Raw genomic sequence first — 18,791 nt, 5'->3', positions numbered from 1 at the left:
GGGTGCCGGGTCGCGGACGCGACGGACCGTGGACGAAGACGGACGGCAGACGACGGGGCGCACCGTGCCGTCCGTTCCGCGGACAGCGCACCCGACGTGACCTCACCTCCGCGCCGGGTGCCTCACCGGCATGCCCGAGCGCGGCCCACCCGCCCTCGGGCGCGCTGCCGGCGACAGCGGCCCACACGTCTTCCGCCCAGCCGGCCGGCGCGCCGGACGGCACCGCGAAGGCGCACCCGTCCGGCAACCTCCCACGACGGCCGCCGCGGCGGATGCCTCCGGGCCGGCGCACTCCCGGTCCCGCCACCACCGCCGGCCTGCGTGCCCGCCACAACGCCACCGCCCCGGCCCCCTCGCCCCTCGAGCCTTCGAGCGGGTTCTGCTGGACGAGCGGGGCGCGGTCGACACGGCCGCCTTCCGGCGTTACCGGCTCCCGCAGTACGCCGCCGTGCCGGGCACCGAGGTGCACTTCATGGAGACCGCCGACACGATCGGCCCGCTGGGCGCCAATTCGATGAGCGAGAGCCCGTTCAGCCCGCTCGCGCCGGCCGTGGCCAACGCCCTGCGGGACGCGACGGGCGTGCGGTTCACGGAGCTGCCGCTGCTGCGTGACCGGGTGTGACGGTCGCTGGACCGCCACAGCGGTAGCCGCCGTCGACCCGGATCGCCGTGATGCCGCTGATGTGCCGGGCCCCGCACCGGTCCTGCGGGAGCACCAGCTGGGGCCCGGCCGCGTCCAGCGGGGTGTCGTCGATGCGCACGCCCAGCAGGACGGGCGCATCAGCGAAGTCCGGGTCGATCTCGGCCCAGGACAGCACGGCGTGGTGGCCGTCGGTGCCGGTGACCGCGATGAGGAAGCGGAGCCGGTCCTTGCGCCGCGCCGGGTCGAAACCGGGGCCCGCGTCGGCGAGGACGTCGTACAGGCGCGGACCGGCGAACCGGTGGTGCTGGATGCCGCTGGTCGCGCACTCGAAGCTGACATCCGCCCGGTGCTGCGGCCAGCGGAGCAGGTCCGGGACGGTCAGCCGGGCGGGCCGGGCCAGATCGCCGGTCAGGGTGAGTTGCGCGAGCGTCATCTGCGACCACCTCCCGCAGGACGGTACCCGCCGGAGTGCGCCGTACAAACGCACATGCAAGCTCCACGTCACAAGTTCGCAGCTCATGCGATGCGACAGGAGACGTACGGCTGGCAGATGCGGCAGTATCATCGCCGAACGGCCGGTTTCCCCGGCCATGACAGGGCGCGACAGTGGTTCCACAGAACGCGAGGAGTACAACCGTGAAGACCCGTTCCGTGCGCCGGACCCGGCGGATGCTGCAGCTGGCCGGTGCGGGAGCCGCCGCCCTGATGGCACTCAGCGCCTGCTCCTCGTCCTCGGGCTCGTCCGACGCGACGTCGGACAAGACGTCGGGCAGGTCGAACTCCGCCTCCCCGAAGTTGTCCGGCGACATCACCGTGTTCGCCGCCGCCTCCCTGAAGGAGAGCTTCACCACCCTGGGCAAGCAGTTCGAGAAGCAGCACCCGGGCACCAAGGTCAGCTTCAACTTCGGCGGCAGCGACACCCTCGCCGCGAGCATCACCGGCGGCGCCCCGGCGGACGTCTTCGCCGCCGCCAGCCCCAAGACCATGGCGATCGTGACGGACAAGAAGGACGCGGCCGGCATCCCGGCCACCTTCGTGCGCAACCAGTTGGAGATCGCCACCCTGCCGGGCAACCCCGACAAGCTGGCCTCCCTGAAGGACCTCACCAAGTCCGGCCTGAAGGTCGTCCTCTGCGACAAGACCGTGCCGTGCGGCGCCGCCGCGCAGAAGGCCCTGGACGCAGCCAAGCTCAAGCTGACCCCGGTCTCCTACGAGCAGGACGTCAAGGCGGCCCTGAACAAGGTGGAGCTGAAGGAGGCCGACGCAGCGGTCGTCTACAAGACCGATGTGAAGTCCGCGGGTGGCAAGGTGGAGGGCGTGGAGTTCCCCGAGTCCGCCAAGGCGATCAACGACTACCCGATCGTCCTGCTGAAGAACGCGCCGAACGCCCAGACCGCCAAGGCGTTCATCGCCCTGGTGCAGTCCGCCGAGGGGCAGAAGGTACTCAGCGAGGCAGGGTTCCTCAAGCCGTGACCTCGCTCCACGAGCCCGGCGCCGCGACCGGCCCCCGCACGGACCGGCCGCGGCGTCGCCGTGTCGGCGCGGGGGGCCGACACGGGGTGCCGTTGCCACTGTTGCTGCCGGGACTGCTGGCGCTGGCGTTCCTGCTGCTGCCGCTGGTGGCGCTGCTCGTCCGCGCGCCCTGGCGCAGCCTGCCGGACCAGCTGTCCAGCACGCAGGTGTGGCAGGCGCTCCAGCTGTCGCTGGTCAGCGCCACGGCGGCAACGGCAGTGAGCCTCGTGCTGGGAGTACCGCTGGCCTGGCTGCTGGCCCGTACGGACTTCCCCGGCCGGGGTCTCGTACGAGCCCTGGTCACCCTCCCCCTGGTCCTGCCGCCGGTGGTCGGTGGTGTGGCCCTGCTGCTGGCCCTCGGCCGCAACGGGGTGATCGGCAAGTGGCTGGACGCCTGGTTCGGGATCACGCTGCCGTTCACCACCACGGGTGTCGTGATCGCGGAGGCGTTCGTTGCGATGCCGTTCCTGGTCATCAGCGTCGAGGGCACCCTGCGCGCGGCCGACCCACGCTTCGAGGAGGCGGCGACGACACTGGGCGCGTCCCGCTTCACCGCGTTCCGCCGGGTCACCCTGCCGTTGATCGCGCCCGGCATCGCGGCGGGCGCGGTCCTGGCCTGGGCGCGTGCGCTCGGCGAGTTCGGCGCGACGATCACCTTCGCCGGCAACTTCCCCGGCCGCACCCAGACCATGCCCCTCGCGGTCTACCTGGCCCTGCAGAACGACCCCGACGCCGCGATCTCCCTCAGCCTGGTCCTGCTGGCGGTGTCGATCACGGTGCTGGCGGGGTTGCGAGACCGCTGGATGACACCCTCATGACAAACACCCGCCCCACCCAGGGACAACCCGCAGCCACCGACGGCGCTCAGCCCCAACCGGCTCCACCCGCAGCCACCGACGGCGCTCAGCCCCAACCGGCTCCCCCCGCAGCCGCCGCCGGCGCTCAGCCCCCGCAGGGGCCACGCGCACCCGACGACGAAAGCCCCACGGGTGGTGCCGGTGGGAACCCGAAGCCGGCCGAAGGCCGGCGCCCCACCACGCACCCGCACACGCACCGGCACTCGCACGCGCTCCCGCACGCGCACGCGCACGCGCACCAGACCACCGGCCTGGACGCCCACCTCGTCATCGACCGCACCACATTCCGCCTGGACATCACCCTCACCGCCGCCCCCGGAGACGTCCTCGCCCTCCTCGGCCCCAACGGCGCCGGCAAGACCACCGCCCTGCGCGCCCTCGCCGGCCTCACCCCTCTCACCGACGGCCACCTCCGCCTCGACGGCACCGCCCTGGAGCACACACCCCCGGAGTCCCGCCCGGTCGGCGTCGTCTTCCAGGACTATCTGCTCTTCCCGCACCTGTCCGCCCTGGACAACGTCGCCTTCGGCCCCCGCTGCCGGGGCACGGGCAAAGCCGAGGCCCGCGCACAGGCCGCGGCCTGGCTGGACCGCATGGGCCTCGCCGCCCACGCGGGCGCCAAGCCGCGCCGTCTGTCCGGCGGCCAGGCCCAGCGCGTGGCCCTCGCCCGCGCCCTGGCCACCCACCCGAGGCTGCTGCTCCTGGACGAGCCGCTGGCCGCGCTGGACGCCCGTACCCGCCTGGAGATCCGCGCCCAACTGCGCCGCCACCTGGCCGAGTTCGAGGCCGTAGCCGTACTCGTCACACACGACCCGCTGGACGCCATGGTGCTTGCCGACCGGCTGGTCGTCATCGAGCACGGCCGGATCGTCCAGGAGGGCGGTCCCGCCGACATCGCCCGCCACCCCCGCACCGACTACATCGCCCAGCTCGTCGGCCTCAACCTCTACCGCGGCCAGGCGGACGGGCACACCGTACGACTCGACGCGGGCCCGGCGATCACGACCACCGAGGAGCTGTCCGGCCCGGCCTTCGTGGCGTTCCCGCCGTCCGCGGTCACCCTGTTCCGGGACCGGCCCACCGGCGCCAGCGCCCGTAACCTCTGGCGCTGCGAGGTGGCCGGCCTGGAGACGCACGGCGACCAGATCCGCGCCGACCTCACCGGCGAGCTTCCCCTCGCCGCCGACCTCACAACGGTCGCCGCCGCCGAGCTCGACCTGCATCCGGGCGCCGCTGTCTGGGCGACGGTCAAAGCGACGCAGACGCACGCATACCCGGCGTGAACGGCCGGGCGCTCTACCGTGAGTGCCCATGACCCTGAGCATCCGCAACCAGCTCCCCGGCACCGTCACCGAGGTCCACCCGGGCGAGGCCATGGCCACCGTCAGACTCCGCCTGGACGGCGGCCAGGAACTCATGGCGGCCATCACCAAGGAGTCCGCCGAGGACCTCTCCCTCGCCCCCGGCACGCCCGTGCGCGCGCTGGTGAAGTCGACCGAGGTCTCCCTGGCCACCCAACGGGTCCACGGCCTGTCGATCCGCAACCAGCTTCCCGGCGCGGTCACCGGCCTCACCACCGGCGCCGTCATGGCCACCGTCAAGATCACCGTCGACGGCGGAGAGCTGACCGCAGCGATCACCAAGGACGCGGTCTCCGATCTCGGCCTCTTCGTGGGTTCCGACGTGATCGCCCTCATCAAGGCGACCGAGGTGGCCCTGGCGACGGCCTGACATGCCGAGGGCCCCGCCCGGAAACCGGACGGGGCCCTGTGACGCCACCTGCTCAGTCCTCGTACGCGTCCAGCGGCGGGCAGGAGCACACCAGGTTGCGGTCGCCGAAGGCCTGGTCGATACGGCGCACCGGCGGCCAGTACTTGTCGGCGGCCGAGACACCGGCCGGGAAGACGGCCTCCTCGCGGCTGTAGGCGTGCTTCCACTCACCGCCGAGAGCGGCCGCCGTGTGCGGGGCGTTGCGCAGCGGGTTGTCCTTCGCCGGCCACTCACCGGCGCCGGCCTTCTCGATCTCCGCGCGGATGGCGATCATCGCGTCGCAGAACCGGTCCAGCTCGGTGATGTCCTCCGACTCGGTCGGCTCGATCATCAGCGTGCCGGCCACCGGGAAGGACATGGTGGGCGCGTGGAAGCCGTAGTCGATCAGGCGCTTGGCCACGTCGTCCACGCTGACGCCGGTCGCCTTGGTCAGCGGGCGCAGGTCGATGATGCACTCGTGCGCGACCAGGTTGCCCGGGCCGGTGTAGAGCACCGGGTAGTGCGGCTCCAGGCGCTTGGCGATGTAGTTCGCGGACAGCACGGCCACCTGCGTGGCCCGCTTCAGGCCCTCGCCGCCCATCAGCCGGACGTACGCCCAGGAGATGGGCAGGATGCCCGCGGAGCCCCAGGGAGCCGCCGAGATCGGGCCGACGCCGGTCTCCGGCCCCGCGGCCGGCTGCATCGGGTGGTTCGGCAGGTACGGCGCCAGGTGCGAGCGGACCGCGACCGGGCCGACGCCGGGGCCACCGCCGCCGTGCGGGATGCAGAAGGTCTTGTGCAGGTTCAGGTGGGAGACGTCGCCGCCGAAGTGGCCCGGCTTGGCGAGGCCGACCAGGGCGTTCAGGTTGGCGCCGTCGACGTAGACCTGGCCGCCGGCCTCGTGCACCTGGGCGCAGATGTCGGCGACGTGCTCCTCGAAGACGCCGTGGGTGGACGGGTAGGTGATCATCAGTACCGCCAGCTCGTCGCGGTACTGCTCGATCTTGGCGCGCAGGTCCTCGACGTCGATCTCGCCGTCCTCGGCGGTCCTGACGACGACGACCTTCATGCCGGCCATCACGGCGCTGGCCGCGTTGGTGCCGTGCGCGGAGGACGGGATGAGGCAGACGGTGCGCTGCTCGTCGCCGTTGGCGCGGTGGTAGCCGCGTACGGCGAGCAGGCCGGCCAGCTCGCCCTGGGAGCCGGCGTTCGGCTGCAGCGAGACCTTGTCGTAGCCGGTGACCTCGGCGAGACGTTCCTCCAGCTCGCGGATGAGCGTGAGGTAGCCCTCGGCCTGCTCGGCCGGGGCGAAGGGGTGCAGCTGGCCGAACTCGGGCCAGGTGACCGGCTCCATCTCGGTGGTCGCGTTGAGCTTCATGGTGCAGGAGCCCAGCGGAATCATGCCGCGGTCGAGCGCGTAGTCGCGGTCGGCGAGCCTGCGCAGGTAGCGCAGCATCGCGGTCTCGGAGCGGTGCTGGTGGAAGACCGGGTGGGTGAGGTAGGCGTCGGTGCGCAGCAGCGCCTCGGGCAGGGTCTCCTCGGCGGTGGCGTCGAGCGCCTCGATGTCACCCTCGACACCGAAGGCGGACCACACGGCGGCGACCTGTGCCCGCTTGGTGGTCTCGTCGCAGGCGATCGAGACGTGGTCGGCGTCGAGCAGGTGCAGGTTGACGCCGTTGTGCCGGGCGGCGGCGAGGACCTCGGCGGCCTTGCCGGGCACGCGCGCGGTGAGGGTGTCGAAGAAGGCGCCGTGCACGATCTCGACCCCGCCGGCCTTCAGGCCCTCGGCGATGATCGTGGCGTACCGGTGCGTCCGCCGGGCGATGGCCTGCAGGCCCTCCGGCCCGTGGTAGACGGCGTACATGCCGGCCATCACGGCGAGCAGCACCTGCGCGGTGCAGATGTTGCTGGTCGCCTTCTCCCGGCGGATGTGCTGCTCACGGGTCTGCAGCGCGAGCCGGTAGGCCTTGTTGCCGTCGGCGTCGACGGAGACACCCACGAGACGGCCGGGCAGGCTGCGCGCGAACTTCTCGTGCACCGCCATGTAGCCGGCGTGCGGGCCGCCGAAGCCCATCGGCACGCCGAAGCGCTGGGTGGTGCCGACGGCGATGTCGGCGCCCAGCTCGCCCGGCGAGGTCAGCAGGGTCAGGGCGAGCAGGTCGGCGGCGACGGTGACGAGCGCGCCGAGCTCGTGCGCCTGGTCGATGACCGGCTTGATGTCGCGTACGGCACCGGAGGCGCCCGGGTACTGGATCAGCACGCCGTTTATCTCACGCGCGGCGATGTCGGCCGGGATGCCGTCGCCGAGGTCGGCGACGACGACCTCGACACCGGTCGGTTCGGCCCGGGTCTGGATGACGGCGATGGTCTGCGGCAGCGCATCCGCGTCGACCAGGAAGAGGCCCTTCTTGTTCTTGCCCATGCGCCGGGACAGCGCCATGGCCTCGGCGGCGGCGGTGCCCTCGTCGAGGAGGGAGGCGCCGGAGGTGGGCAGGCCCGTGAGGTCGGCGACCATGGTCTGGAAGTTCAGCAGGGCCTCGAGCCGGCCCTGGGAGATCTCCGGCTGGTAGGGCGTGTAGGCCGTGTACCAGGCCGGGTTCTCCATGACGTTGCGCAGGATGACGGGCGGGGTGAAGGTGCCGTAGTAACCGAGGCCGATCATGGAGTCGAGGACCTGGTTGCGGTCGGCGAGCGAGCGCAGCTCGGCGAGCACCTCGGCCTCGGTGCGGGCGCCCGGCAGGTCGAGGGCGTCGGCGTTCTTGATCACATCCGGGACCGCCGCGGCGGTCAGCTCGTCCAGCGAGCCGTAGCCGACGTGCGCGAGCATCTTGGCCCGCGCCTCCTGGTCGGGCCCGATGTGGCGCTGCTCGAACGGGATGCCCGCTTCGAGCTCCGAGAGCGGAATGCGGTGGACGGTCATTGCGGAGGCCTCCTGGTCTGACGCGACCTTCGAAGGGCACCACGGCGCGGGTGCCCCGACGGCCTCCCCCTCTGTCATCTCAACCTGAGAGCTTCACCGGACGCCCTGTGGGACGCCGGTTTTCACCGTCGGTGAGGGCGGGAGCCGTCGACACCCGCCCTGCTTTCCAGAGTGACCTCGTCCGTGCGGTACGTGGGCCTGAGAGATTCCGGGGAGGATTTGCTCCTTCGGCGCCTCCGAAGTGGTCGGAGGACTCTCCCGCACGGGGTCAGCAGCCGCTGTCAGCCTACCAGCGAGCTCAACGCCCGGGCCCTCGAGTGGCCGCCTCCCTGAATGTGCTCTTTCGTAGTGCTTACGGATGTGTTGCGACCACGTGGAGGGAGAGGGACCGTGCAGACCCAGATCGATCCGCGCAACCTGATCGGCCGCAAGGCGTTCGACCGCAATGGCACCAAGATCGGCACCATCGACGAGGTGTACCTCGACGACGCGACCGGAGTGCCCGAGTGGGCAGCCATACGCACCGGCCTGTTCTCCCGTGACGCCTTCGTCCCCCTGGAGCCGAGCGAACTGATCGAGGGCTCCCTCCATGTGCCCTTCGACCGCGCCCTGATCAAGGACGCCCCCGACTTCGGCGTGGGCCGTCATCTCTCCCCCGAGCAGGAACTCCAGCTCTACCACCACTACGGTCTGGACGTGGCATCGCCTTCCTCGGCCCCGGACCACGACTTCGGCAAGCTGGCGGGGTCGGAGGAGACCTGATCGACGAATTCCTCGGGGGTCGGGGGCGGGTGGGCAAGATCCAAGACCAAGGGCAACGGATCAGCAGCCTCCAGCGCAGGATCCTCGACGAAGAACGTCCGCACCCGCCCCGGAGGGGACTGCGGCGTCTCGAACCGCACGGTCACCCGCCCCAGCCCACTCCCCTGCACCCACCCGTGCCCGTACTCCGCATGCCTGACGTCCTGCCCCGCGCGCCAGTGCCTCTCGGCAGGCTCCGGCCGCTCGACAACAACCTCAGCCCCGATCTCCTCCGGCGTCTCCGCCGTCCGCGCGGGCATGGCCTGCGCGAACAGGTCCTCCTGGGTGTAGTCGGCGAGCCCGGAGACGCCCACGCCCAGCAGCCGTACGCCGCCCGTGGTGTCCACGGAGTCCAGCAGCCGCGCGGCCGCCTCCCGCACGACCGCGGGATCGTCCGTGGGCCCTCTGAGCGTCTCGGAGCGGGTCAGGGTCGAGAAGTCGTATCTGCGCACCTTCAGCACGATCGTCCGCCCCGACAGCCCGGCGCCGCGCAGCCGGCCCACACACCGGTCGGCGAGCCGCTGCACCTCCAGCCCGATCCGCAGCCGGTCATGGATGTCCACGTCGTAGGTGTCCTCGACCGACACGGACTTCGCCTCACGCTCGGCCACCACGGGCCGGTCGTCGTGGGCCAGGGCCATCGCGTACAGCGCGTGCCCGTGCGCCTTGCCGAGCAGCCGGACCAACTCGTCCTCGCCCGCCTCGGCCAGCTCCTCGACCGTGGTGATCCCGGCCCGGCGCAGATGGTCCCCGGTGGCCGGCCCGACCCCCGGCAGGGTCCGCACCGGCATCGGCCCCAGCAGCGCCCGCTCGGACCCCGGCTCGATGAGCACCAGGCCGTCCGGCTTGGCCTGCTCGGAGGCGATCTTGGCGAGCATCTTGGAGGCGGCGAGCCCCACCGACCCGGTCAGCCCGGTGACCTCCCGGATGTCCGCGCGCAGCTTGATCCCGGTCAGCCGCGCCGACTCCCGGTCCCAGGCCGTCCCCCCGGCCTCCAGGTCCACGAACGCCTCGTCCAGGCTGAGCGGCTCCACCAGCGGCGACAGCTCTCGCAGCAGCGCCATCACCTGTTCGCTGATCGCCCGGTACAGGGCGAAGCGCGGCACCAGATACGCGGCGTTGGGTGCCAGTCGGCGAGCCTGGGCCATGGGCATGGCCGAGTGGACCCCGAAGACGCGTGCCTCGTACGACGCTGTGGCCACCACCCCGCGCGGCCCCAGCCCGCCCACGACGACCGCCTTCCCGCGCAGGCTCGGCTTGGATGCCTGCTCCACCGAGGCGTAGAAGGCATCCATGTCGAGATGCAGGATCGTGGGCGCGTTTCTCACACCTCCGATGCTGCACCACGGCACTGACAATGCCGGCGCCCGGAGCACGCCGGGGTCGGGCCGCCCTCAGACCGCCCGGTTGCGCCGCCGCGCCAGCTCGTCCGCGGGGTTGTGCCCGACCAGCGTCTCCCCGGTGTCGATGCGCTCGCCGTGCAGCTGGGAGAGTGCGCTTTCCACGTCACGCCACACCACGCCGACGGCGATCCCGAAGATGCCCTGACCGCCCTGGAGCAGGGCGTGGACCTCGTCCGGCGAGGTGCACTCGTACACCGTGGCGCCGTCGCTCATCAGGGTCATCCGCTCCAGGTCCCGGAAACCGCGTTCTCTGAGGTGCTGCACGGTCGTACGGATGTTCTGCAGCGAGACGCCGGTGTCCAGAAACCGCTTGACGATCTTCAGGACGACGACGTCACGGAAGCTGTACAGCCGCTGCGTGCCCGAGCCATACGCGGGCCGCACGCTGGGCTCGACCAGGCCGGTGCGGGCCCAGTAGTCGAGCTGCCGGTAGGTGATGCCCGCGGCCGCGCAGGCCGTGGGTCCCCGGTAGCCGATCTGTTCCGACGTCATGGAAGCCGCCCCTCCGCCGTTCGGCACGACCGTCGGCCGCTGCGGAGCGTGATCCACCGCGCTGTTGTGAACCGGGTACGGCCCGCTCTCCCCGAAACCACGCACAGGAGCACCCCCAGCCGTACCGTCGCCGCTGGTTCTCACGCCGACCTCCGTCCTTGACCTGCCTTCACGACGGTAGGCAGTCACCAGGGGTGCGTCAACGATCGCCACACTCGGCACGCCGAGTGATAATCACCCTAGGAGTGGTTTCCCGTGTCCCACCGCGGGGAAAGGGTAGCCGAATGCGTTCGGGGGAAGCCGTAGGACGCTCTCAATGGCCGGTGGCAAATGCCCGCGCGCGGGGCGCCGATGCTCATCGCCCGTTCGGCCTCACTGGCTGCTGGTGCCGAAGTCCTCGGGCGAGATCTGGTCGAGGAACTCGCGGAACTTCTCCACCTCGTCCTCCTGCTCGTCCGGAATGGCGATGCCGGCGTCGTCCAGCACCGCGTCGCTGCCGTAGATCGGCGTTCCGGTGCGCAGGGCCAGCGCTATGGCATCGGAGGGACGGGCGCTGACCTCGACCCCGCTGGCGAAGACCAGCTCCGCGTAGAAGACGCCTTCCCGCAGATCGGTGATGCGTACTTCGGTCAGCTCCTGTCCGACGGCCTCCAGCACGTCCTTGAACAGGTCGTGGGTCAGCGGCCTGGCGGGGGCCATGCCCTGCTGGGCGAACGCGATCGCCGTCGCCTCCCCCGGCCCGATCCAGATGGGGAGGTAACGGTCGCCTCCCACTTCGCGCAGGAGCACGATCGGTTGGTTGGAGGGCATTTCGACCCGGACACCTACGACATCGAGCTCGTTCACACAGCAACCCTAGGCCGTGCTCGGGACGTTTGGGTAGTCGGGCCGGGAACAGGTGCCCGATCCGGCCGCCGGCGGCCTCGGGGGTTCACGGCAGCCGCACCCCGAGAGCGGTCTTGACCAGTGCCGCGTGCAGCTTCACCGTGAGCGCCGCCAGCTCCTTCGTACGGGCCTCGGCATGGGCCCTGGTCTGCGGGTTGCGGTGCCGCTTGAGCGGGGCCACCACCTGGTCGACCAGTCCGGCCTCGCGGTCGGCGGCCGCCTTCATCACCCGAAGGTGGCGCGGCTCGATCCCGAACCGGCCCAGCTCGGCGACGAGCGAGGCCACGGTGACGGCCTCGGCGTCGTACGCCCCGTCCTCCAGAGGGGCGATGAGCCCGTAGGACTCCCACTCCTTGAGGTCGCCCTCGTCGATCTCCGCGGCTGCCATCAGCTCGGCCCTGCCGACCCGGGCCACCGTGGGCGCCGCGGCCCGCTCCGGCACGTCTTCGGCGCTGCGCTGACGGCCCACGACGGGCAGCTGGACGGCCTCGCCCCGCTCCATGGCGTCCAGATGCTCGCGGATCACCTTGAGCGGCAGATAGTGGTCCCGCTGCATCCGCAGCACGTGCGCCAGGCGCTCGACGTCCCCGGCGCTGAACTTGCGATACCCCGAAGGGGTCCGCTGCGGCTCGATGAGCCCCTCCGACTCCAGGAAACGGATCTTGGAGACGGTGACTTCGGGGAACTCGTCGCGCAGCGCGTTCAGCACCGTGCCGATGCTCATCAGCCCACTGTCCCTGGCGGCGGTACCGCTTCCGGCACCGCCGCTCGGTGTTTGAAGCATGGACCTTCCCTGGGGTCCCCCCGGACGCCGGTCCGGGGGCGGGTCAGATGCCCTGCCGGCTCGCGTAGAACACCAGCCGGTACTTGCCGATCTGCACCTCGTCGCCGTTCGACAGAGCGACCTGGTCGATCCGCTCGCGGTTGACGTACGTGCCGTTCAGACTGCCCACGTCGGCCACGGTGAACGAGCCGTCCGGGTGGCGCCGGAACTCCACGTGCCGACGCGAGACCGTGACGTCGTCCAGGAAGATGTCGCTCTGCGGATGGCGGCCGGCCGTGGTCAGGTCACTGTCCAGCAGGAAGCGGCTGCCCGAGTTCGGTCCCCGGCGCACCACCAGCAGCGCCGAGCCCATCGGCAGCGCGTCCACCGCGGCCTGCGCCTCGGGCGACAGCATCGGCACCGGCGTCTGACCGGTCACCTCGGCGTCGTAGGCCTCGAGACCCGAGATCGAGATCGTGGACGTCGTCTCGGAGGCACGTTCCGGCGCCACTCCGGGGCGCAGCGGCGCGCCGCAGTTGGAGCAGAAGCGGGCATTCTCCGCATTGCGGTTACCGCACCTCGTACACACCAGGACCGACATGGACGGATCCTCCTGCGGCTGCCCCGCCGGGGCGTTGGACGCGTACGGACCGGGGGCGAACCCTCCGCCCGCACCTGAGGTTGACGGTTGGCCGAAACCTATGCCGCCGGACTGGGCAGGGTCAACCGACGCCCCGCCCTGACCTCCGGAAATGTCACCGCCCGGACCAGCGACCTGGTCCCGGAACAGCGGGCGCTGACCGTCCGCGTCAGGCTGTGCGCGGTGACGAGCGGTCGCGTTGTCGCTACCCTCTCGCGCGCTCTTGCGGAACAACTTCGCAAACAACTTCACGGGCGATTCCCCTTGACCGAAACAGACCCGCCCGTGGGGCAGGACGAACCCTGATTGCCTACACCGGCCGAGCCGGACATTCTCACAACGTCCGTAACCACCAGACAGTTTCCACCACGCACCACCCCTTCGGTGCGCCGACCCCCCGCAACCTCATGCCCCTGCCGGACGTCCCCCATGCACCGCCGGTTCACTGGGAGGACGACCGAGCGTAGTCAGGCCGCTTCGCCTGTCGCAAGGCGTCCACGACGATCTTGTCCGACTGCTGGACCGACACCGTGGCCTGCTCCTTCTCCAGCGTCTGCACCACCCCTCCCGGGATGTTCAGCGCCGGCTCCAGGTCCTGCGGCTTGCCGATGACCTTGAAACGATAGGGGGCGTTGATCTTGTTCCCGTCGACGCCCACGCTCTTGCCGGAGTCGGTGAAGTAGGTGCCCGCGACCACCCGGACCCCGTTGACCTGAATCGCCTCCGCACCGGCCGCGCGCAACTCCTGGATCGCGTCGAGCAGCATGTCCGCCTTGACCGTCCCCTTCGTGTCCTCGATCGTCATCGTGATGCCGGGACCCTGCGCCGCCACGGTGCCCGCCAGAATGCCGAGTTGCTTCTCCTTCTCGGCCGTCTGCTTGCGGGCCTCCGCCGCTTGGTCGGAGCTGCTCTGCAGTTCCTGCCGCTGCTTCTCGAGTCCCTGCTTCTCGTCCTCAAGACGCTGAGTACGCGAATCCAGTTCATCGAGGATGCGCACAAGATCTTCCTGACGTGCGCCACGCAGCGCGCTGTCGGTGTCGCTGTTGGAGGCCACCTGCACGGCCAGCCCGAAGCCGAGCCCGAACAGCAGCAAGGCGACGATGAGTTGGGCCCGGGTGAAACGCGGCGGCCACAGCCCCTTCACCAGCCGCTGCCGGCCGGTCACCGGCTCTTCCGCCTGCTGCTGCGGCGTCGGCTCCGGTGACCGCGCGGGCACCTCCTCGGGCAGTTCCCTGCGCAGCCTGTTCTCCGGCTTCTCCGGGTTCTCCGGCTGCTCGTTCCGCTCGTTCGGCTCGTTCGGCTCGCTCATCGGTGTCACGCCCGGAAAACGTGCCGCCGGATGGCCGCGGCGTTGGAGAAGATCCGGATGCCGAGGACGACCACGACACCCGTGGACAGCTGCGCACCCACGCCCAACTTGTCGCCCAGGAACACGATCAGCGCGGCGACGACCACGTTCGACAGGAACGACACCACGAAGACCTTGTCGTCGAAGATCCCGTCGAGCATGGCCCGCAGACCGCCGAAGACGGCGTCCAGCGCGGCGACGACGGCGATCGGCAGATAAGGCTCGACGACCGCCGGAACCTCGGGCCGGACCAACAGGCCGGCCACGACTCCCACGACGAGGCCCAGTACGGCGATCACGATGTGCCCTTCTCAGTCTTCTCGGTGCTCGGCTGTGCTGTGCGTACGATCACACTCGGTGCGGCGGGCAACCGTACGTCCCCCTCCGCAGAGATGGTGGCGCGGATGCCGAAGTTCTGTTGCAGAGCGTGCAGATACAAGCCGTCCGCGCTGTTCTGGAACCCGGAGTTCAGCCGCTGCCCGTCCCCCACCGCCAGCACCGTGTACGGCGGCACCAGCGGCCTGTTGTCGACCAGTATCGCGTCTCCCGCGGCCCGGATCGCGGACAGGGCGGTCAGCCGCTGCCCGTTGATGGAGACGGCCTCGGCGCCGGACTCCCACAGCCCGTTCACCACGCGCTGCATGTCCCGGTCGCGCACCCGGCCGGTGTCGGAGAACCCGGAGGTCTCCCGCGGGTTGGTGCCGTCGCCGCCGGTGCTGGCCTCCTTGGCGTCGTTCACGACGATCTTGAGGCCCGGGCCGTGGACCGCCGTGGCGCCCGACAGCACGCCCACCAGGTCCGCCTGTGCGCTGCCGCCACTCGACTTCAGCGCCGCCCGCTGGCGTGCACTGACGTCGTCCCGGAGCCTGTCGACCGTGCCCTCCAGCTTGTCCGCGTTCGCGGTCTCGCTGTCGATGCGGTCGATCAGCTCCTGCCGCTCCTTGGCCACCACGGGCGCCGCCGCGTGCGTCTGCGCCGCCCCGACGGTCACGACCAGCGCAGCGAGGACGAGGCCCGCCGCGAGGCCGAGCTTCGCCCTGAGGGTCTTGGGCAGCCCGCCCTCGCCCTGGGACTTCTTGCGGGCGGCGGCCTCGGCGTACCCGTCGTCGAGGCTGTGATCCATGACGTTGGTGATCAACGACATGGAGGCGTCCGGGCGCTGTGCCCGGGTGGGGCTGCTCCGAACGGGTTGCTGCGGCATGCCGCACATCGTCGCATGTCGCGAGGAGTACCTCCGAATGGCCCCACCGGCGTGCCGGACAGGCCCCCATGGGGGACACGTGTCCGGCACGCGCGCGTGCGTGGGTTGTGCGGCCTGTGCTCCCTTACCGTCCGGCGCTGTCCACGACGGCCGACCACTCGTCGAGCAGGGCCTGCGCCGAGGCGTCGTCGGGACCCTCGGCCCACAGATGGGTGACGGCCTCGGCCGGGTCGGGCAGCACCATCACCCAGCGCCCGTCCGTCTCCACGACCCGCACACCGTCCGTCGTGTCGACAAAGCGATCCCCTGCGGCCTCGACCACCCGCCGCATGACCAGACCCTTGACCGCCCACGGCGTGGCCAGGTCCCGCTTGAGGACGTGCGCCCGTGGGATCCGCGCGTCGATCTGGCTCAGCGTGAGCTGTGTGCGCGCCACCAGCCCGATCAGCCGTACGAAGGCCGCCGTGCCGTCGTAGACGCTGCTGAACTCGGGGACGATGAACCCGCCCTTGCCGTCACCGCCGAAGATGGTGCCCTCCTCGCCACCGACGCGCGTGAGGTCGTCGGGCGAGGTGGTGGTCCACTCGACCTGGGTGCCGTGGTAGGCGGCCACCTGCTCGGCGATCCTGGTCGTGGTCACCGGCAGCGCCACCCGGCCGCTGCGCCGCTCCGCGGCCACCAGGTCCAGCATCACCAGCAGCGCACGGTCGTCCTCGATGATCCGGCCCTTCTCGTCCACGAGCGACAGCCGCTCGCCGACGGGGTCGAACCGGACACCGAACGCGGCCCCCGAGGACGCCACTATCTCGCCCAGCCGCACCAGCCCCTTGCGCCGTATCTCCTCCGTCTCCGTGGGCCGGGACTCGTCGAGACCGGGGTTGATGGTCAGGGAGTCCACGCCCAGCTTGCCGAGCAGGCTGGGCAGCACCAGCCCGGCACTGCCGTTGGAGGCGTCGACGACGACCTTCATGCCGGAGTCGGCGATCCCGGTCGTGTCGACGTTCCGCAGCAGCGATCCGGTGTACGAGTCGAAGACGCTGGCCGGGAAGTACAGGTCGCCGATCTCGCCGGGGAACGCCCGCCGGTACTCCTGTCGCGCGAACACCCGGTCCAGCTTGCGCTGGCTGCCCTGCGACAGGTCGGCGCCGTTGCCGTCGAAGAACATGATGTCGACCGAGTCCGGCACACCCGGCGAGGTCCGGATCATGATGCCGCCGGCGCTGCCGCGCGCGGTCTGCTGCCGCGCCACGGGCAGCGGTACGTTCTCCAGGTCGCGTACGTCGATGGCGCTCGCCTGCAGGGCGGAGATGACCGCCCGCTTCAGCGCACGGGCGCCTCGGGAGTGGTCGCGGGCCGTGGTGACCGTCGAGCCCTTCTTGAGGGTGGTCGCGTAGGCGCCGGCCAGCCGCACGGCCAGTTCCGGTGTGATCTCAACGTTCAGGATGCCGGACACACCCCGGGCGCCGAACAGATGGGCCTGCCCCCTGGACTCCCAGATGACGGAGGTGTTGACGAAGGCACCGGCCTCAATGGTCTTGAAGGGGTAGACCCGGACGTTGCCCTGAACGATCGATTCCTCGCCGATCAGGCACTCGTCGCCGATGACCGCGCCGTCCTCGATCCGCGCGGCACGCATGATGTCGGTGTTCTTGCCGACGACACAGCCACGCAGATTGCTGTGCTGCCCGACGTACACGTTGTCGTGCACGACGGCCTTGTGCAGAAAGGCACCGCTCTTGACGACGACGTTCGAGCCGACGACCGTGTGCTCCCGGATCTCCGCGCCGGCCTCGACCTTCGCGTAGTCGCCGATGTACAGCGGCCCGCGCAGTACGGCGTCGGGGTGCACCTCGGCGCCTTCCGACACCCACACGCCAGGGGAGATCTCGAAGCCGTCGATGTCGACATTGACCTTGCCCTCGAGAACATCGGCCTGGGCCTTCACATAGCTCTCGTGGGTGCCGACGTCCTCCCAGTAGCCCTCGGCGACAAAGCCGTAGATCGGCTTCCCGTCCTTCATCAGCTGCGGGAAAACGTCACCGGACCAGTCCACCGGAACATCGGCTTCGACGTAGTTGAACACCTCGGGCTCCATGACATAGATGCCCGTGTTGACCGTGTCCGAGAAGACCTGCCCCCAGGTCGGCTTCTCCAGGAAACGCTCGACCTTGCCCTCCTCGTCGACGATCGTGATGCCGAACTCCAGCGGATTGGGTACCCGGGTCAGACAGACCGTGACCAGCGCGCCCTTCTCCTTGTGGAAATTGATCAGCTCCGTGAGGTCGAAGTCGGTCAGGGCGTCGCCGGAGATGACGAGGAAGGCATCGTCCTTCAACGCCTCTTCGGCGTTCTTGACGCTTCCGGCGGTACCGAGTGGCTTCTCCTCATTGGCATACGTGAGCTCCATTCCGAGCTCTTCGCCGTCGCCGAAGTAGTTCTTGACGAGCGATGCCAGGAACTGGACGGTGACAACGGTCTCGGTGAGCCCGTGCCTTTTGAGCAGCCGTAGCACATGCTCCATGATCGGGCGGTTGGCCACGGGCAGGAGCGGCTTGGGCATGCTAGAAGTCATGGGGCGCAGGCGAGTGCCTTCGCCCCCGGCCATCACGACGGCCTTCATGTCGGAAGCGTCCTCCTCTAAGAGACGACGGTCTAGCCGACTTCACCCGTTCAGATTGTCCCGCACTTTTCCACCGCGGGCCATCGAGGCGTAACGTCCGGACAATCGCCGAGCTCAATCGGCCATGGCGTCCGCACGAACCAAACGGCGGACCTGTACCACGTAGAGCACTCCTGCCCACCAGTAGAGCGTTGTACCCCATCCGGCGAACGCCCATCCGAAAACAGCACCGAGTGACGCGATCCAACCGCTCCCATCGCTAAGGAGCAGCAACGGGAAGGCATACATCAAGTTGAAGGTGGCTGCCTTCCCGAGGAAGTTCACCTGGGGCGGCGGATACCCGTGCCGACGGAGGATGCCCACCATCACCAGAAGCATCAGCTCTCGCGCGAGCAGGAGGGCGGTCAGCCAGAGCGGCAGGATCTCCCGCCAGGTGAGGCCGACCAGCGTGGAAAGTACGTAGAGCCGGTCCGCGGCGGGATCGAGAAGCCGGCCGAGACTGCTGATCTGATTCCAGCGCCGGGCGAGCTTGCCGTCGAGATAGTCGCTGATCCCGCTGAAGGCCAGCACGAGGAGAGCCCAGCCGTCGCTCTTGGGTCCCCCGAACTCGGGCCTGAGGATCAGCCACAGGAAGACGGGTACGCCGACGAGCCGTGCCATGCTGAGGATGTTGGGGATGGTGAGGACCCGGTCCGTCTGGACACGCGTCTCCTGGACCTCCACCCGGGGGCCTCCTGTGCGAAACGAGCCGATGATGCCCCCTGACCCTACCTCAACGCAAAAAAGCTCCGGCCCCTGGGCAGTGCCCAAGAGCTGGAGCTGTAAAAGGAGTTCGGCGGTGTCCTACTCTCCCACAGGGTCCCCCCTGCAGTACCATCGGCGCTGTGAGGCTTAGCTTCCGGGTTCGGAATGTAACCGGGCGTTTCCCTCACGCTATGACCACCGAAACACTATGAA

General features: G+C 70.1%; 17 protein-coding genes, 1 rRNA gene, 1 pseudogene and 1 riboswitch. Of the genes and pseudogenes, 6 read left to right on the top strand and 13 right to left on the bottom strand.

Features of this window, described 5'->3' with window-relative positions:
* Nucleotides 1–367: 367 nt before the first annotated feature.
* Nucleotides 368–622, top strand: a pseudogene (locus SRB17_RS25260) (hypoxanthine oxidase); the annotation flags it as partial.
* Here the strand turns inward: SRB17_RS25260 and SRB17_RS25255 are convergent.
* Complete coding sequence (locus SRB17_RS25255) at nucleotides 588–1,076, bottom strand: molybdopterin-dependent oxidoreductase (RefSeq protein WP_153542468.1); 489 nt, start codon at nucleotides 1,074–1,076, stop codon at nucleotides 588–590. The pseudogene SRB17_RS25260 and the gene SRB17_RS25255 sit on opposite strands and share 35 nt — an antisense overlap.
* A 236-nt stretch (nucleotides 1,077–1,312) precedes the next feature.
* Between SRB17_RS25255 and modA the strand changes: the two genes are divergently transcribed.
* Genes modA through SRB17_RS25235 form a run of 4 tightly spaced genes read left to right on the top strand, consistent with a single transcriptional unit; the run spans nucleotide 1,313 to nucleotide 4,743 of the window.
* Nucleotides 1,313–2,116 carry a molybdate ABC transporter substrate-binding protein gene (gene modA, locus SRB17_RS25250; protein WP_153542943.1) on the top strand — a complete coding sequence of 268 codons (804 nt, stop codon included), beginning with the start codon at nucleotides 1,313–1,315 and terminating at the stop codon, nucleotides 2,114–2,116.
* Nucleotides 2,113–2,973 (top strand): molybdate ABC transporter permease subunit, encoded by an 861-nt coding sequence (gene modB, locus SRB17_RS25245; protein WP_323376217.1) that lies wholly within the window; start codon nucleotides 2,113–2,115, stop codon nucleotides 2,971–2,973. Before modA ends, modB begins: the two co-directional genes overlap by 4 nt.
* The gene (locus SRB17_RS25240; protein WP_228396296.1) at nucleotides 2,970–4,295 is read left to right on the top strand and encodes an ABC transporter ATP-binding protein; all 1,326 of its coding nucleotides are present in this window, start codon (nucleotides 2,970–2,972) and stop codon (nucleotides 4,293–4,295) included. Before modB ends, SRB17_RS25240 begins: the two co-directional genes overlap by 4 nt.
* 28 nt (nucleotides 4,296–4,323) lie before the next feature.
* Nucleotides 4,324–4,743, top strand: coding sequence for a TOBE domain-containing protein (locus SRB17_RS25235; protein WP_153542467.1), 420 nt, complete (start codon nucleotides 4,324–4,326; stop codon nucleotides 4,741–4,743).
* 52 nt (nucleotides 4,744–4,795) lie between these two features.
* Here SRB17_RS25235 and gcvP read toward each other — a convergent pair whose 3' ends face one another.
* Nucleotides 4,796–7,681, bottom strand: a complete 2,886-nt coding sequence (gcvP, locus tag SRB17_RS25230; RefSeq protein ID WP_153542466.1) for an aminomethyl-transferring glycine dehydrogenase — start codon at nucleotides 7,679–7,681, stop codon at nucleotides 4,796–4,798.
* Between the two features lie 176 nt (nucleotides 7,682–7,857).
* A riboswitch (glycine riboswitch) is annotated at nucleotides 7,858–7,952 on the bottom strand.
* 119 nt (nucleotides 7,953–8,071) lie between these two features.
* On the opposite strand from gcvP, the gene SRB17_RS25225 reads away from it, so the two are divergent.
* Entirely contained in the window at nucleotides 8,072–8,443 is a 372-nt protein-coding gene (locus SRB17_RS25225) for a PRC-barrel domain-containing protein (RefSeq protein ID WP_323376216.1), read from the top strand.
* Here SRB17_RS25225 and SRB17_RS25220 read toward each other — a convergent pair.
* The 11 genes from SRB17_RS25220 to rrf form a co-directional block, all read right to left on the bottom strand.
* Nucleotides 8,365–9,810, bottom strand: coding sequence for a DNA polymerase IV (locus tag SRB17_RS25220; protein ID WP_323376215.1), 1,446 nt, complete (start codon nucleotides 9,808–9,810; stop codon nucleotides 8,365–8,367). The genes SRB17_RS25225 and SRB17_RS25220 overlap by 79 nt on opposite strands.
* Nucleotides 9,811–9,876: 66 nt before the next feature.
* Nucleotides 9,877–10,521 (bottom strand): MerR family transcriptional regulator, encoded by a 645-nt coding sequence (locus SRB17_RS25215; protein WP_323376214.1) that lies wholly within the window; start codon nucleotides 10,519–10,521, stop codon nucleotides 9,877–9,879.
* A gap of 228 nt (nucleotides 10,522–10,749) precedes the next feature.
* Nucleotides 10,750–11,223 carry a bifunctional nuclease family protein gene (locus SRB17_RS25210; protein WP_053666762.1) on the bottom strand — a complete coding sequence of 158 codons (474 nt, stop codon included), beginning with the start codon at nucleotides 11,221–11,223 and terminating at the stop codon, nucleotides 10,750–10,752.
* Between the two features lie 85 nt (nucleotides 11,224–11,308).
* On the bottom strand, nucleotides 11,309–12,046 hold the full coding sequence (locus SRB17_RS25205) for a MerR family transcriptional regulator (RefSeq protein ID WP_153542464.1): 738 nt from the start codon (nucleotides 12,044–12,046) through the stop codon (nucleotides 11,309–11,311).
* Between the two features lie 43 nt (nucleotides 12,047–12,089).
* Nucleotides 12,090–12,917, bottom strand: coding sequence for an FHA domain-containing protein (locus SRB17_RS25200; protein ID WP_323376213.1), 828 nt, complete (start codon nucleotides 12,915–12,917; stop codon nucleotides 12,090–12,092).
* Between the two features lie 190 nt (nucleotides 12,918–13,107).
* Nucleotides 13,108–13,974: a DUF881 domain-containing protein gene (locus SRB17_RS25195; protein WP_153542462.1), complete on the bottom strand. Its 867-nt coding sequence runs from the start codon at nucleotides 13,972–13,974 to the stop codon at nucleotides 13,108–13,110.
* A 5-nt stretch (nucleotides 13,975–13,979) separates the two neighbouring features.
* Nucleotides 13,980–14,312, bottom strand: coding sequence for a small basic family protein (locus SRB17_RS25190; RefSeq protein ID WP_003988855.1), 333 nt, complete (start codon nucleotides 14,310–14,312; stop codon nucleotides 13,980–13,982).
* A complete protein-coding gene (locus tag SRB17_RS25185) occupies nucleotides 14,309–15,223 on the bottom strand; it encodes a DUF881 domain-containing protein (RefSeq protein WP_153542461.1) in 915 nt (304 codons plus the stop codon). The genes SRB17_RS25190 and SRB17_RS25185 overlap by 4 nt, the downstream gene beginning before the upstream one ends.
* Nucleotides 15,224–15,338: 115 nt before the next feature.
* Complete coding sequence (locus SRB17_RS25180; protein ID WP_153542460.1) at nucleotides 15,339–17,834, bottom strand: mannose-1-phosphate guanyltransferase; 2,496 nt, start codon at nucleotides 17,832–17,834, stop codon at nucleotides 15,339–15,341.
* Nucleotides 17,835–17,948: 114 nt separating this feature from the next.
* The gene (locus tag SRB17_RS25175) at nucleotides 17,949–18,557 is read right to left on the bottom strand and encodes a CDP-alcohol phosphatidyltransferase family protein (protein WP_323376212.1); all 609 of its coding nucleotides are present in this window, start codon (nucleotides 18,555–18,557) and stop codon (nucleotides 17,949–17,951) included.
* 107 nt (nucleotides 18,558–18,664) lie between these two features.
* Nucleotides 18,665–18,781: ribosomal RNA gene (gene rrf / locus SRB17_RS25170) — 5S ribosomal RNA — on the bottom strand.
* Between the last annotated feature and the right edge of the window lie 10 nt (nucleotides 18,782–18,791).

The organism is Streptomyces sp. RB17, from assembly GCF_009604455.1.
Lineage (GTDB): Bacteria > Actinomycetota > Actinomycetes > Streptomycetales > Streptomycetaceae > Streptomyces.
Note: the sequence above shows the minus strand (reverse complement) of the source record. Positions and strands in the feature narration are given on the sequence as shown.